Below are 14130 nucleotides of genomic sequence, written 5' to 3' on the forward strand. Positions count from 1 at the left end.
CGACCACCCGAAGGAGGGGGTCAGCTGTTGCTGAACACCGCCGGTCCACCGTCGTCGCCGTCCGCGGCGGGTCCGCGACCGGCCCAGGTCCAGGCGTAGGCCGGGTCCTCCGCGGCCAGGCCGCCCTCGCCGAGCTCGAGCGGCGCGAAGGTGTCGACCATGACCGCGGACTCGTCGAACCTCTCGGCGCCCAGCGAGGCCTCGATCGCGCTGGGCTGCGGGCCGTGGGCGTGGCCGCCGGGGTGCAGGCTGATCGACCCGACGTCGATGCCGGAACCCTTGCGTGCCTCGTAGTCGCCGCCGACGTAGAACATGACCTCGTCGGAGTCGACGTTGGAGTGGTAGTAGGGCACCGGGATCGCGAGCTCGTGGTAGTCGACCTTGCGGGGCAGGAAGTTGCAGACCACGAAGTTCCAGCCCTCGAAGACCTGGTGCACGGGCGGCGGCTGGTGGACCTTGCCGGTGATCGGCATGTAGTCCTCGATGTTGAACGTGTAGGGGTAGAGGCAGCCGTCCCAGCCGACCACGTCGAAGGGGTGGGTGGCGTACGTCAGCCGCGTGCCGACGATGCCCGCACTGGTCCGGTGCTTCACGAGCACCTCGACGTCGGTGAGGTCGCGGCACGACTCGACGAGCTCGTCGAGGCCCTCGGGTCCGTGGAGGTCGCGCTCGCAGTAGGGCGCGTGCTCGAGCATCTGCCCGAAGCGCGACAGGTAGCGCTTGGGCGGGTGGATGTGGCTGTTGGCCTCGATCGCGTAGAGGCGCGACGGCTCGGCCGGCACCCAGCGGTGGTCGGTCGCCCGCGGGACGATCACGTAGTCGCCCGCGCGGTAGGCCACGGTGCCGAAGACCGTCTCGACCCGTCCCGAGCCGGACTCGACGTAGACGCACTCGTCGCCGATGGCGTTGCGGTAGAGCGGCGAGGGGTCGGTGCCGGTGACGACGTAGGCGATGCGCACGTCGTTGTTGCCGAGGACCAGGCGCCGTCCCTCGACCGGGCACGTCCCGGTCTCGAGGTCGTGGAGCTTGAGGTGACGGGGCTTGAGCGGGTGGTTGGGGGTCCGCGACTGGTCGGCGAGCTCCCAGACGGTGCTGTCGGTGATCGCGCTCGGCACGCCCCGGCGGTAGAGCAGCGAGGAGTCGGACGAGAAGCCCTCCTCGCCCATGAGCTCCTCGCGGAACAGGTGGCCGTCCTCGTCGCGCAGCTGGGTGTGGCGCTGGCGGGGCAGCCGTCCGACTGCTCGGTAGTGGGCCATCAACCGCTCCGTTCGTCCGATCATCGGACGCTCGCGTCCGCTATCCGATGGCTAGAGTAGCGGCGTGGCAGCTCCCCCGACACACCCACTTCCGTCGCAGTGGCACGCGGTGATCGACGACGCAGCGATCTTCCCGCCGGGCGACGCCCCGCTCCACGAGGCGACCGCGACCTACGGTGAACGCCGCGAGGAGTGGTACGGCGACCTGGTCGGGAGCCTCGTGCTCCGCGACACCGACCTGCCGCTGGTCCGCGGCGTCGCCGCACCCCTGTCGGTCGTGGTCACCGGTGGCGCCGGGCAGCTCGCGGGCCCGCTGGGCGCGGCCCGCAGGCTCGGACTGGACGTCGCCGCGGTCGAGATCGCCGTGCGCGACAGCGACGATCCCGTCGGCAACGTCCGGCGGATCGACGCGGCCGCCCGCGCCGCCGAGGTCGACGTACCGATCTTCATCGAGGTCCCGGGTCCGCCGACCGCGTCGTGGCTCGCCGCCGCCGACGAGGTCGCGGCCTGCGAGCACCGGCTCAAGCTCCGGCTCGGCCACGTCGACCACGACCTCATCCCCGAGTCGCCCACCGTCGCCGCCTGGATCGACGCCGCACTCGACCGCGAGACGCGCTTCAAGGCGACCGCCGGGCTGCACCGCGCCGTGCGCCACGCCCCCGAGGGCGGAGGGGCACACGGGTTCCTCAACGTGCTCGTCGCGACCCAGGTGCTGTGGGACGGCGGATCGGTGGACGACGCGACCGCGACCCTCGAGGAGCGCGACGGCGCCGCGCTGGCCGCGGCCGACATCTCCTCGGCGCGCCGGTGGTTCACCTCCTTCGGCTCCTGCTCGGTGACCGAGCCCCTCGACGACCTCATCTCACTCGGACTGGTGGAGAAAGTGGTGGACACCCCATGACGGCACGGACCTGGGTCGACGGAGCCGCCGGCTCCGGCTTCGACGTCGACCACCTCCCCTACGGCGTCTTCGCGCGCTCCGGCGAGCACCCGCGCGTCGCGGTGCGCATCGGCGACTTCGTGCTCGACCTGAGCATCGTCGCGGCGGCCGACATGGTCGACACGCACGCGCTCCTCGACCAGCCGACGCTCAACCCGTTCATGGCCGCCGGACCGGCGGTCTGGGACTCGACCCGGGCCTGGATCACCGGCCTGCTGACTGACGAGACCGAGCGCGACCTCGTCGAGCCGGCGCTCTCCCCGGTCGACTCGGTGCGGATGCTGATGCCGTTCACCGTCGGCGACTACGTCGACTTCTACGCCTCCGAGCACCACGCCTCCAACGTCGGGCGGATGTTCCGCCCCGACGACGAGCCGCTCCTGCCCAACTGGAAGCACCTGCCGGTCGGCTACCACGGGCGCTCCGGCACGGTCGTGGTGTCGGGCACGGACGTCGTACGTCCCAGCGGGCAGCGCAAGGCGCCGACCGAGGAGTCCCCCACCTACGGACCCTCGCAGCGGCTGGACATCGAGGCCGAGCTCGGGTTCGTCGTCGGCGTGCCCTCGGCGATGGGCGAGCGGGTGGGCACGGCCAACTTCGCCCGGCACACCTTCGGCGTCGTGGGCGTCAACGACTGGTCGGCGCGCGACATCCAGGCGTGGGAGTACGTCCCGCTCGGTCCCTTCCTCGGCAAGTCCTTCGCCACCTCGATCAGCGCGTGGGTGACGCCCCTCGCCGCGCTCGACGCCGCCTGGACCGACCTGCCCGGCCAGGACCCCGAGGTGCTCGACTACCTGGTGGTCGACGGCCCGGCCGGGCTCGACATCGAGGTCGAGGTGGTGCTCGACGGCGAGGTCGTCGCGCGGCCGCCGTACCGGGCGATGTACTGGTCACCGGCCCAGATGCTCGCGCACACGACGGTCAACGGCGCCAGCGTGCGCACGGGCGACCTCTGGGCATCGGGCACGATCTCCGGCACGGAGCGTGACCAGCGCGGGTCGCTGCTGGAGCTGAGCTGGGGCGGAAAGGAGCCGTTCACCGCCGGCGGTCGTGAGCGGACCTTCCTCGAGGACGGCGACGAGGTCGTGCTGCGCTACTCCGCGCCCGGCACCGGGGGCGGCCGGATCACCCTCGGCGAGGTCTCCGGTCGCATCCTGCCGGCGCGCTAGTCCACTCGTGCCCGACGCCTAGGCTGGCGCGCGTGAAACAGCTCGGCCAGTACGCCGCCCCGCGGCACGCGATCGCACACCTCTCCGACCCGCACCTGATCACCGGGGGCGGCCTGCACTACGGCGTCGTGGACAACGTCGCCAACCTCCGTCGCGCGATCGAGCGCCTCGGCGCCGTACGACCCTCTCCGCAGGCGCTCGTCTTCACCGGCGACCTCGCCGACCAGGCCGCGCCTGACGCCTACGCGACCCTGCGCTCGATCGTGGAGCCCGCCGCGGCCGCGATGGGCGCGATCGTCGTGTGGACGATGGGCAACCACGACGAGCGAGCGCCCTTCGCGCGCGGGCTCTTCGACTCCGACGACGACGGGTTCCAGGACCGGGTCCACCACGTCGACGGGCTGCGGATCATCGCCCTCGACACCAGCGTGCCGGGCTACCACCACGGCACGCTCGAGCCCGAGCAGCTGGCGTGGCTGGCCGAGGAGCTGGCCACCCCCGCGGAGCACGGCACCCTCCTCGCCATGCACCACCCGCCGCTGCCGCTCCCGATGCTCCGGGCTGCCGAGCTCATCGAGCTGCACGACCAGCAGGCGCTGGCCGACGTGATCACCGGCACCGACGTGCGCGGCATCCTGGCCGGCCACCTCCACCTGTCGACGTGGTCGACCTTCGCCGGCGTGCCGGTCTCGGTGACCTCGGCGACCTGCTACACCAGCGACCCGGCTCCGGTCGACCGCTTCGTCTCCGGCGTCGACGCCAACCAGGCCTTCACCATGGTCCACACCTACGACGACCGCCTGGTGCACACGCTCGTCCCGCTCGAGCGCGGCACCGAGGTCAGCCACGTCGGCACAGACATCGAGGAGGCGCTCGAGGGCGTCTCGCTCGAAGAGGCCGTCGAGCTGGCCTCGTCGAAGACCTCCCCCTTCAACTCCTGAGGATCCCTCCCCTTGCGACTCCTGCTGATGCGGCACGGCCAGACGCACGCGAACGTCTCCGGCGAGCTCGACACCGCACACCCCGGCCTCGACCTCACCGACCTCGGGCGCGCCCAGGCGGCCGCCGCCGCCCGGGCGCTCGCCGACGAGCGGATCGACGCCGTCTACGTCTCGAGCCGGGTGCGGACGCACCAGACGGCCGCCCCGACCGCGGCGGATCGCGGGCTGCCACTCACCCAGCTCGACGGGCTGGAGGAGATCCAGGCGGGCGACTACGAGATGCGGTCCGACCACGACGCCGTCGCGGGCTACATCGGTGCCGTCGCGACGTGGCTGGGCGGCGACCTGGACCACCGCATGCCCGGCGGCGAGACCGGGGAGGAGTTCCTGGCCCGCTTCGACCGCGCCGTCCGCACGATCGTCGAGGCCGGCCACGACGCCGTACTGGTGGTCAGCCACGGTGCCGCGCTCCGCACCTGGGCCTCGACCCGCATGGAGCCCCACCCCGATGCTCCCCCGGCCACCCAGCCGCTCCACAACACCGCCCTCATCGTGCTCGACGGTGACCCCGACTCGGGCTGGCGGATGGTCTCGTGGCAGGGCCACCCCGTCGGCGGTGAGCTCTTGGAGGACCCCACCGCCGAGGACCCCACCGGCGACCTCGACCCCGACGACGACGGCGCGGTCGGCTGAGCGGGGTCGGCCGGATCTGGAGTCACCGGATGTCCGGTGACCACCACGGTTGTCGGCCGAGATCTCGGCTGACAACCGTAGGACTCGGCCGACAAGTTCACCGGAGCCTGGGTTGGTGCGTCAGCATATGCTGACGTCATGAGGACATCGGTGGGCACCGACGGCGGCGGCGTGTACGACGAGCTGGCCGCGGTCCGCGAGGCCAAGCGCGAGATCGCGCGGCGCGAGGAGGTCGCCGTACGACGGGCTCGACACTCGGGCCTCAGCTGGGCCGAGATCGGCACGCTGCTCGGCGTCACCCGGCAGACGATGCACCGGAAGTACCGCAAGGTCGGCTAGACGCCCTCGGTCCCGATGCCCGGGTGCACGAAGGGCTGCCCGGCACGCATCTGCTCGACCGAGCCGGGGTGGACGCGCGCGAGGTGCGCGAGGCCGCGGCGGCGGTAGCGCAGGACCTGGACGGCGCCGAGCGCCCAGAAGGCGTACTGCACGGCCATCGCGTGCTTGAAGTCGCCGAGCGTGTACGACGCCATGCCACCGCTCGCCGACAGGTCGAGCATCACCCCGATGAGCGCCATCACCAGCAGCGAGGCGGTGAAGCCGCCGACGTTGACCAGGCCGTTGGCACGACCGATCGCGTGCGCGGGCGTGAAGGACCGCGCGAGGTCGAAGCCCACCATCGACGCTGGCCCGCCGCTGGCGGCAGCGAAGGCCATCAGCACCACGAGCCACGTCGGCGCCGCACCGGGCCACAGCAGCACCGCCGTCCACGCCGCGACCATGGCAGCCACCACGCCCAGCACGATGAACGAGCGGTAGTAGGGCAGCCGCGCGACGAGTCGCGCCGTGACGAGCCCGCTGACCACCGCCCACGCCGTCATCGCCATCAGCAGCGTGCTGGCCGCTCCCGCCGACCAGCCGAGCCCCTGCACCAGGAACGGGTAGCCCCACAGCAGCGCGAAGACGGTCGCGGAGAACTGCGAGACGAAGTGCGACCACATCCCCAGCCGCGTGCCGGGGTTCCCCCACACCGTCCGGACGGACTGCGCGAGCGCGCGCAGCTTGATCGCCACCACGTCACCGCGCCGGTAGGGCGAGTCCTTCACCAGCGCGAGCACCGCGACGAGCAGGACGACGCCGACGCTGGACGTCAGCGCGAAGGCGCGCGTCCAGCCGAGGGTGTGGAGCAGGTACGACAGCGGTCCGGCCGCGGCGATCGCGCCCAGCTGCCCGGTGAGCCCGGTCAGCTGGGTGACCATCGGCGCCTGCCGCACCAGGAACCAGACCGTCACGATGCGGATCACGCTGACGAAGATCATCGCGTCGCCCGCACCCAGCACCGCCCGGGCGGCGACGGCCGCCGCGAACGACTCGGCGAAGGCGAAGGCGAGCTGGCCGGCCGTCATCAGCACCAGCCCCCAGATCAGCATCGCGCGCGAGCCGAACCGGTCGAGCAGCACGCCGACCGGCACCTGCATGCCGGCGTACACGACGAGCTGCAGCACCGTGAACGTCGCCAGGCTGGTCGCGGTGATGTCGAAGCGGTCGGCCGCGATGAGCCCGGCGACGCCGAGCGAGCTGCGGTGGAAGACCGCCAGGACGTAGACGGCCAGCGACACGGCCCAGATGACCCAGGCTCGCCGCTTCCCGATGTCGTGGACCTGCTCCAGCTGTCGTGACTGCGTCACTCCCCGGTCCCGAGGGCGGCGTCGAGCTCGGCCCGCGAGGGCGGGTTCGCGCCGGGACGGGACACGTTCACGGCGGCACCGATCGCGGCCGTCGTCACGGCACCGAGCACGTCGCGGTCCGACAGCGCCCTCAGGTCGGCTCCGTTGCGCACGCCGAGGCCGAGGAGCGCGTCGAGGAGGACGCCGCTGAAGGTGTCGCCCGCGCCCACGGTGTCGGCCACGACCACGGGCACGCCCGGCACCTCGAACGTCCCCCCACCGGGCCGTACGGCGACCGCGCCGTCGCCGCCGCGGGTGACGACCACCAACCCGGGCCCGGCCTCCGCCCAGCGGGCGGCGGTCGCGACCGGGTCGTCGTCCGGGTGCAGCCAGGCGAGGTCCTCGTCGCTGACCTTGACCACGTCGGAGAGCCCGACGAGCTCCTCCACCCGGGCGACCGGGCCGGCACGGTCGGGCGTGATGGCCGGCCGGGCGTTGGGGTCGAGCGAGACGAGCGCGCGGCCGTGGTGCGCGCGGACCGCGTCGAGGACGGAGTCGGCGCCCGGCTCGAGCACCGTGGCGATGGACCCGACATGGAGCACGTCGCCCACCTCCCCCACCTCGCCGAGGTGCCAGTCGAGGTCGAACACGTAGGACGCCGCTCCGGTGTCGTCCAGGGTGACGGCGGCGCTCGACGTCCGGCCGCTGGCGGTGGGGCGGGCCAGCACCGTGACGTCGCTCGCCTCGAGCCACGCGCGCACGGCCGCACCCCGGTCGTCGTCGCCGAGCAGGGTCACCAGTCGTACGTCGCGCCCCAGCCGGGCGAGGGCGATCGCGACATTGGCCGGGCTCCCGCCGGGGAAGTCCTGCGGCTGGCCGGTGCCGTCCGGGACGACGTCGACGAGCGCCTCGCCGATGACCAGGACCTGCGGTTGTGCGTCCGTCATGCCCCCATCATGCCGCTGGCCCGACCCCGGCCGACAGCCAGTGCGCTCGCCAGGCTCGGGCTCAGCGGGAGTCGCGGCAGGAGGGTCGCCTGGACCGCGTGGTAGAGGTCCGGCTTGCCCGGCCACACCGACGCCTGTGGGCGATTGCGCGGGTCGAGCTCGTGGTGCCACGAGCCTCGGTCGGCGTCGCGCAGGTGCTCCACGACGTAGGCCCACCACTGCGCGTAGCGGTCGGCGTACGCCTCCTCGCTCGTACGCCGGTGGAGGGCTGCGGCGGCGGCGATGCCCTCGGCGGCGACCCAGTGCATCCGGTTGCGGACGACGGGCATGCCGTCCCAGTCGGTGGTGTAGACGAAGCCGGGCGCTCCGTCGACGTCCCAGCCGTCGGCCGCCGCGCGGGCGAAGAGCAGGCGCGAGGTCTCGAGGAGCCCCGCCGGGGCGTCGTCGCCGAGCGTGGCGTCGACGTGGAGGAGCAGCCGCGCCCACTCCAGCCCGTGGCCGATCGTCGCACCGAAGGGCTTGAAGGGGTCGTCGGGCCGGTCGCGGTTGAGCTCGAGGTCGACCGACCAGTCCGCGCCGAAGTGCTCGGGCAGCCGGCCGTCGTGCGCCTCGGCCAGCGCGACGACGTACGACGCGATGCGCCCGGCACGCTCGTGCCACCGCCGCTCGCCGGTCACGTCGCCGACGGCCAGCACCGCCTCGACAGAGTGCATGGAGGAGTTGAGTCCGCGGTATGGGGCGGACTGGGAGAAGGACCGGTCCCACTCGTCGACGACCCGGCCGACCGGCTCCTCCCAGAAGTGTCGCTCGAAGACGGCGGTGGCGTCGGCGAGCAGCGCCGGTGCTCCGGGGATGCCGGCGACGACGGCCGAGGATGCGGCGAGCATGACGAAGGCGTGGTCGTAGCAGGACTTCGCGGTGCCGGTCGGGGCGCCGGTCGCGTCCACCGCGGTGAACCAGCCCCCGTGCTCGGCGTCGTGGAGCGTCGTGCGCAGGCCGTCGAGCGTGGCCGCGGCGATCGGCGCGCACCCCTCGACCCCGAGCAGGTGGCCCAGCGAGAACACGTGGACGGTGCGGCTGGTGATCCAGGTGTGCACCGGCCGCGCCAGGTCGGGCTCGCCGTCGTCGTCGAGCCACGCGGCCCCGCCCACCGGGTGCACGACGCGTCGTCCGAAGTCGAGGAGGCGCCGGCACTCGGCGTCCAGCCAGTCGTCGGAGGGAGGCACCAGATCGCTCACCCGGGTGAGTCAAGCAGCCGCGGCGCAGGTCGGCGACACGGTGTCAGCCGGCGATCGGCTCGTAGCAGTCGTACGAGCTCTGGCGGAGGACCAGGCCGTCGCGGAAGACATAGAAGGCTGCGACGTGGGAGACGAGGGGCGTGCCTGCCGCCAGCGTGCCGAGGTCCCGGGCGACGGTCGCGGTCCAGGTGAGCTGGACGGCCATCTCGTCGCCCTGCTCGACGACGGTGTGCACGTCGTAGCGCTGGTCGCGGATCATCGTCAGCCCGAGCTCGGACCCGGCGATCATCTCGTCGAGCCCGCGGCGGTGTCCGTGCGGTCGCATCACGCTGGGGTACTCGACCTGCTCGGCGTCGGGGTGCCAGAAGCGGCGCAGCTCGTCGCCGGTGGCCCCGGACTCGATCGCGGCGTAGAGGTCTCGAATGCTGCGCTCGTTCTCGGTCATATTGCACAACCTAAGTTGCACAAGTTAGGTTGTCAATATGTCGAACGCTCCCATCGAGCCCCGCGACCTCGACCTGCCGACGCTGGCCTCGATCGCAGGGAGCGGCGTCGCCCGCTCCGTCCTGGAGCGCATCGCGGCGGCCGGCCACGTCGGCGTCAGGCCCTCCCACGGGTACGTCATCCAGCGACTCGTGGAGGACGAGCCGACGATCTCCGCGCTCGCGGAGTCGCTGGGGATGACGCAGCAGGGCGCGTCCAAGCAGGTGCGCGACCTCGAGGGACTCGGCTACGTCGAGCGCGTGACCACCCCGGACGACCAGCGCGCGCGTCGGGTGCGGCTGACCGCTGCCGGCCGGGACGTCCTGGCCTGCGGACGCCGGGCACGCGCGGAGATGGAGGCCGAGGTGGTGGCCCGGGTCGGCACGCAGCACCTCGAAGCAGCCAGGGCGACCCTGGTCGCACTGCTGGGCGTGACCGGGCTCGAGGACCGGGTCCGGACGCGCTCCGTGCCGGACCCCGACGACGCCTGACAACGCACGAGACCCCCGCACGGGTGCGGGGGTCTGGCGACTGGAGCGAGGATCCGTCCAGTGGCAGGTAGAGGATTCGAACCTCTGTAGGCGTTGCCGGCTGATTTACAGTCAGCTCCCTTTGGCCGCTCGGGCAACCTGCCGGGGCGTGCGGAACAATAGCAAGGCACGGACACCGCCACGAATCGCCGGGCACCCCCGGCAGTCCCCGTGAATTCCACCAAGGAGGCACCCACCATGGCCGACTCGAGCTTCGACATCGTGAGCAAGCTGGACCGCCAGGAGGTCGACAACGCGCTCAGCCAGGCCGCCCGCGAGATCGCGACCCGCTTCGACTTCAAGGGCACCGGCGCCTCCATCGAGTGGAAGGGCGAGAAGGCGATCGAGATCACCGCCTCGGCCGACGACCGTGCGAGCGCCGTGCTCAGCGTCTTCCAGGACAAGCTCATCAAGCGCAACCAGAGCCTCAAGATCCTCGACACCTCCGAGCCGCGCCAGTCCGGCCAGGTCTCCAAGATCGACATCGTGCTCAAGGAGGGGATCACCTCCGAGGACGCCAAGAAGATCTCCAAGCTGATCCGCGACGAGGGCCCCAAGGGCGTGAAGGCGCAGGTGCAGGGCGAGGAGCTGCGGGTCTCGTCGAAGAAGCGCGACGACCTCCAGGCCGTCCAGCAGCTCGTCAAGGCGCAGGACTACGACTTCGCGGTGCAGTTCACCAACTACCGCTGAGCGGCTCCGTCGACCGCCTTGGGAGGGTGCGGCCGACGGAGCCTGGCGCGCGTCCCCCTGGAGAGTGCGCGCGCTGCCCGGTCAACCGTCGTCGCGCCCCCGCGCTACGGCGTCACGCCGGTGGTCTAGTCACCGACCGGCTTCCGGATGCGGCTCACCAGCCGCGGCTGGCCTCGTTGAGCTCGCCGACGAGGAAGACCACGGCGCGTACGGGGTCGTCGGGGAGCGCGATCGCGCCGATCTCGGCGACGGTCTGCTCGTCGGCACCGCGGCCGGCGAGGTAGACGGGGCGGTCCTGCGCGAGCTTGCGCAGCGACTGGGAGTGCGCGGTGAACGCCGTCGACCGGGTGGCCGCCATCACGACCGCATCGGCCCCCGCGGCGTGCGCGGCGGTCACCACGGACGGGATCGGTGTGTCCGCGCCGAGGAAGCGAGGGCGTACGCCGCGCTCGCGCAGCAGCAGCGCCACGCAGAGCAGCACGAGGTCGTGGCGCTCACCCGGCGGGCAGGCGAGCAGCACGACGGGCGAGGGCGCGGTCGCGTCCTCGAGCACTCGTTGGGGCGGGACGGACGACAGCGCCGAGAGCTTGCGCCGCAGCATGTCGCTCACGAAGTGCTCGTGGGCGACGGACAAGGTCCCTGCCTCCCAGCGGTCACCGACCTCCCGCAGGAACGGGAGCACGACGCCGGTGACGGCTCCGGACAGGGGCACGTCCCAGAACAGCCGGGCGAGGGCGATCTCGGCCGACTCGGCGTCGAACGTCTCGACCGCGGCCCACAGCTCGCCGGTGGTCGTGGTGATGGTCACGAGCGCACGCTAGCCGCCGTGCGCAACGCCGGGACCCCCTTTGCAGGGGCGGAGGTGCTCAGCTTGCCGCCACCATCCGCGGAATCACCGTGGCGCCATCCGCAGGGGTGAGGAACACCGTGCTGCCCTCCTCGAGGCCGAGCGATCGCGCATGGGTGCGGGTGAGCACAACGGAGACCTCCTCGCCGTCGACCGTGAGCACGTTGAGCCGCACCTCGAAGCCGATCCGGACCAGCCGGGAGACCGTGCCCTCGACACTCCCCGCGGCCGTGGGGGCCGCGTCGACCTCGACGTCGTGGGGGCGCAGCGACACCCCGCCGAGGTGGGTGACCTCGCCGAGGAACGACATCACGAAGTCGTTGGCCGGCTCGTCGTAGAGCTGGTCGGGCGAGCCGACCTGCTCGACGCGGCCCTCGTTGATGACCACGATCTCGTCGGCGACCTCCATGGCCTCCTCCTGGTCGTGCGTCACGAAGACCGTCGTCACCGGCACCTCGTCGTGGAGGCGGCGCAGCCAGTCGCGCAGCTCCTTGCGGACCTTGGCGTCGAGCGCACCGAACGGCTCGTCGAGCAGCAGCACGGTCGGCTCGACCGCGAGGGCGCGGGCGAGAGCCATGCGCTGGCGCTGGCCGCCCGAGAGCTGCGAGGGCATGCGGTGGGAGAACTGCGAGAGGTGCACGAGCTTGAGCAGCTCGTCCACCCGCTTCACGACCTCGTCCTTGGGCCGCTTGCGGATCTCGAGGCCGAAGGCCACGTTCTTGGCGACCGTCATGTGCTTGAACACCGCGTAGTGCTGGAACACGAAGCCCACGTTGCGCTTCTGCGGCGGCAGGTGGGTGGCCTCGGTGCCCTCGATCGACACGGAGCCCGAGTCGGCGGAGTCGAGCCCCGCGATGATGCGCAGCAAGGTCGACTTGCCACCGCCCGACGGGCCGAGGAGCGCCGTCAGCTGCCCGGAGGGCAGGGACACGCTCACGTCGTCGAGGGCGACGAAGTCCCCGAACCGCTTGTTCAGGTTGCGGACCTCGATACTCACTTGTTCTCCTTCTGGGGATCTGCGTGCGAGCCCTCGCTGGGCCGCAGGATGGCGACGACGATCAGGCACAGGACCGACGCCACGACGAGCAGGAGGGACACCGAGTAGGCGACGTCCTCGTGGAAGTTCTGGTACTCCCGCTGCACTAGCAAGGTGGCGGTCTCCATGTTGCCGATGCTGCGACCGGCCACGATCTTGACCGCGCCGAACTCGCCCAGCGAGCGCGCCAGGCTCAGCACGACGCCGTACACGATCGCCCACTTGATGCCGGGCAGGGTGATGCGCCAGAACGTCTGCGCGCCGTTGGCGCCGAGGCTGCGGGCCGCCTGCTCCTGGTCGTCGCCGAGCTCCTCGAGCACCGGCACCACCTCGCGGATGATGAGCGGGAGCACGACGAAGCAGGTCGCCATGACGATGCCGGGCGTCGCGAAGACGATGTCGATGCCGCGCTCGTGCAGTCCCTCGCCCAGCCAGCCGTAGCGCGGGTTGTAGACGAGCACCAGCGCCAGGCCGACGACCACGGGCGAGACGGACAGCGGCAGGTCGATGAGGGCCGACAGGGCCCGCTTGCCAAGGAAGTCGTAGCGCACCAGCAGCAGCGACATGCCCACGCCGAACACCAGGTTGATGGCGACGGCGATGACCGAGACCTTCACGGTCAGGATCAGGGCGTGGATGACGTCGGGGTCCTCCAGCGCCCGCTGCATGCCGCCGAAGCCGTCCTCGAACGTGTTCTTCGCGATCAGGCCGGTCGGCCAGGCGACCAGCATGAGGAGGTAGCCGACGACGAGGATGCGCAGCAGCCACGTCGTCGTACGCGAGCGGTTCCCGACCGCGGTGCTCACGCTAGCCACGGCGCGCCAGCCTTCGCTGGGTGATGTCGAGCGCCACGATCGCCAGGAGGGCGACCAGCAGCATGATCGTCGCGAGGGCAGCGGCGGCGGGCCGGTTGCCGCCCTCGAGCAGGGAGGCCATGCGGTACGACGTCACCTCGGTGCGGTTGGGCAGGTTGCCGGACAGCAGCACCAGGGAGCCGTACTCGCTGATCCCGCGGGCGAACGACAGGGCCGCGCCCGCGAAGATGGCCGGGACCAGCGTGGGCAGCACGATGCGACGCAGGATGGTCCGCCGGTTGGCACCGAGCGACGCGGCGGCGTCCTCGACCTCGGTCTCCATCTCCTCCAGCACCGGCTGCACGGTGCGGACGATGAAGGGAAGGGTCACGAAGGCGATGGCGAGGAACACGGCCTTGCGGGTGTTCTCGAACTCGACGCCGAGCGGGCCCTGGCTGCCGTAGAGCGCGAGCAGCACCAGGCCGGCCACGATCGTGGGCATCGCGAAGGGGATGTCGATGATCAGGTCGAGCGCGCGCTTGCCCCAGAACCGGTCACGCACCAGCACCCAGGCGATGACCGTGCCCATGACCATGTTGATCGCGGTCGTCAGCAGCGCCACACCGACGGTGAGCTGCAGCGCGTTGACGGTCTGCGAGTTGGTGAGCGCGGACTTGTAGGTGCCCCAGCCGCCGCCGGAGGCCTCGACCACCACGGCGGACAGCGGGATCAGCACCAGCAGGCTGAACCAGAGCAGTCCGACGCCGAGGCCGAGGCTCGCGCTGGCACCGAGGGCACGCGGCCGGGGGGGGGGGGGGGGGGGGGGGGGGGGGGGGGGGGGGGGGGGGGGGGGGGGGGGGGGGGGGGGGGGGGGGGGGGCGCGCGGGGGGGGGGGGGGG

At 72.0% G+C, this 14130-nt stretch carries 16 protein-coding genes and 1 tRNA gene; 7 read left to right on the plus strand and 10 right to left on the minus strand.

Annotation, left to right across the window (positions count from 1 at the left end; all coding sequences use genetic code 11):
• Positions 1 to 20: 20 nt before the first annotated feature.
• Positions 21 to 1256, minus strand: coding sequence for a homogentisate 1,2-dioxygenase (locus L2K70_RS16100; RefSeq protein WP_236403535.1), 1236 nt, complete (start codon positions 1254 to 1256; stop codon positions 21 to 23).
• A 64-nt stretch (positions 1257 to 1320) separates the two neighbouring features.
• Here L2K70_RS16100 and L2K70_RS16105 point away from each other — a divergent pair, with 64 nt between their 5' ends.
• The 5 genes from L2K70_RS16105 (at position 1321) to L2K70_RS16125 (ending at position 5338) form a co-directional block, all read left to right on the plus strand.
• Positions 1321 to 2157 carry a hypothetical protein gene (locus L2K70_RS16105; RefSeq protein WP_236403459.1) on the plus strand — a complete coding sequence of 279 codons (837 nt, stop codon included), beginning with the start codon at positions 1321 to 1323 and terminating at the stop codon, positions 2155 to 2157.
• The gene (gene fahA / locus L2K70_RS16110) at positions 2154 to 3365 is read left to right on the plus strand and encodes a fumarylacetoacetase (RefSeq protein ID WP_236403460.1); all 1212 of its coding nucleotides are present in this window, start codon (positions 2154 to 2156) and stop codon (positions 3363 to 3365) included. The genes L2K70_RS16105 and fahA overlap by 4 nt, the downstream gene beginning before the upstream one ends.
• 32 nt (positions 3366 to 3397) lie before the next feature.
• A complete protein-coding gene (locus tag L2K70_RS16115; RefSeq protein ID WP_236403461.1) occupies positions 3398 to 4306 on the plus strand; it encodes a phosphodiesterase in 909 nt (302 codons plus the stop codon).
• A gap of 12 nt (positions 4307 to 4318) precedes the next feature.
• Entirely contained in the window at positions 4319 to 4999 is a 681-nt protein-coding gene (locus L2K70_RS16120) for a histidine phosphatase family protein (protein ID WP_236403464.1), read from the plus strand.
• A 138-nt stretch (positions 5000 to 5137) separates the two neighbouring features.
• A complete protein-coding gene (locus L2K70_RS16125; RefSeq protein WP_236403467.1) occupies positions 5138 to 5338 on the plus strand; it encodes an RNA polymerase subunit sigma-70 in 201 nt (66 codons plus the stop codon).
• Here L2K70_RS16125 and L2K70_RS16130 read toward each other — a convergent pair.
• Genes L2K70_RS16130 through L2K70_RS16145 form a run of 4 tightly spaced genes read right to left on the minus strand, consistent with a single transcriptional unit; the run spans position 5335 to position 9296 of the window.
• Positions 5335 to 6687: an MFS transporter gene (locus L2K70_RS16130; protein ID WP_236403469.1), complete on the minus strand. Its 1353-nt coding sequence runs from the start codon at positions 6685 to 6687 to the stop codon at positions 5335 to 5337. The two genes, L2K70_RS16125 and L2K70_RS16130, sit on opposite strands and share 4 nt — an antisense overlap.
• Entirely contained in the window at positions 6684 to 7613 is a 930-nt protein-coding gene (locus L2K70_RS16135; RefSeq protein ID WP_236403471.1) for a carbohydrate kinase family protein, read from the minus strand. Before L2K70_RS16135 ends, L2K70_RS16130 begins: the two co-directional genes overlap by 4 nt.
• A complete protein-coding gene (locus L2K70_RS16140; protein ID WP_236403474.1) occupies positions 7610 to 8851 on the minus strand; it encodes an AGE family epimerase/isomerase in 1242 nt (413 codons plus the stop codon). Before L2K70_RS16140 ends, L2K70_RS16135 begins: the two co-directional genes overlap by 4 nt.
• 43 nt (positions 8852 to 8894) lie before the next feature.
• Positions 8895 to 9296: a nuclear transport factor 2 family protein gene (locus L2K70_RS16145; protein WP_236403476.1), complete on the minus strand. Its 402-nt coding sequence runs from the start codon at positions 9294 to 9296 to the stop codon at positions 8895 to 8897.
• Between the two features lie 37 nt (positions 9297 to 9333).
• On the opposite strand from L2K70_RS16145, the gene L2K70_RS16150 reads away from it, so the two are divergent.
• A complete protein-coding gene (locus tag L2K70_RS16150; RefSeq protein ID WP_236403479.1) occupies positions 9334 to 9825 on the plus strand; it encodes a MarR family winged helix-turn-helix transcriptional regulator in 492 nt (163 codons plus the stop codon).
• Between the two features lie 61 nt (positions 9826 to 9886).
• On the opposite strand, the gene L2K70_RS16155 is transcribed toward L2K70_RS16150, so the two are convergent.
• Positions 9887 to 9968: transfer RNA gene (locus L2K70_RS16155), tRNA-Tyr, on the minus strand.
• Positions 9969 to 10062: 94 nt separating this feature from the next.
• On the opposite strand from L2K70_RS16155, the gene L2K70_RS16160 reads away from it, so the two are divergent.
• Entirely contained in the window at positions 10063 to 10554 is a 492-nt protein-coding gene (locus L2K70_RS16160) for a YajQ family cyclic di-GMP-binding protein (RefSeq protein ID WP_236403481.1), read from the plus strand.
• Positions 10555 to 10708: 154 nt separating this feature from the next.
• Here L2K70_RS16160 and L2K70_RS16165 read toward each other — a convergent pair whose 3' ends face one another.
• The 4 genes from L2K70_RS16165 to cysT form a co-directional block, all read right to left on the minus strand.
• Positions 10709 to 11362 carry a cobalamin B12-binding domain-containing protein gene (locus L2K70_RS16165; protein ID WP_236403483.1) on the minus strand — a complete coding sequence of 218 codons (654 nt, stop codon included), beginning with the start codon at positions 11360 to 11362 and terminating at the stop codon, positions 10709 to 10711.
• 58 nt (positions 11363 to 11420) lie between these two features.
• Positions 11421 to 12398: a sulfate/molybdate ABC transporter ATP-binding protein gene (locus tag L2K70_RS16170; RefSeq protein WP_236403485.1), complete on the minus strand. Its 978-nt coding sequence runs from the start codon at positions 12396 to 12398 to the stop codon at positions 11421 to 11423.
• Positions 12395 to 13252 carry a sulfate ABC transporter permease subunit gene (locus L2K70_RS16175; protein WP_236403487.1) on the minus strand — a complete coding sequence of 286 codons (858 nt, stop codon included), beginning with the start codon at positions 13250 to 13252 and terminating at the stop codon, positions 12395 to 12397. The genes L2K70_RS16170 and L2K70_RS16175 overlap by 4 nt, the downstream gene beginning before the upstream one ends.
• A partial coding sequence (gene cysT / locus L2K70_RS16180; RefSeq protein WP_268930632.1) for a sulfate ABC transporter permease subunit CysT occupies positions 13245 to 14130 on the minus strand: 886 nt, incomplete at its 5' end. The genes L2K70_RS16175 and cysT, both read right to left, overlap by 8 nt.

Source organism: Nocardioides potassii (assembly GCF_021648885.1).
Taxonomy (GTDB): Bacteria; Actinomycetota; Actinomycetes; order Propionibacteriales; family Nocardioidaceae; genus Nocardioides; species Nocardioides potassii.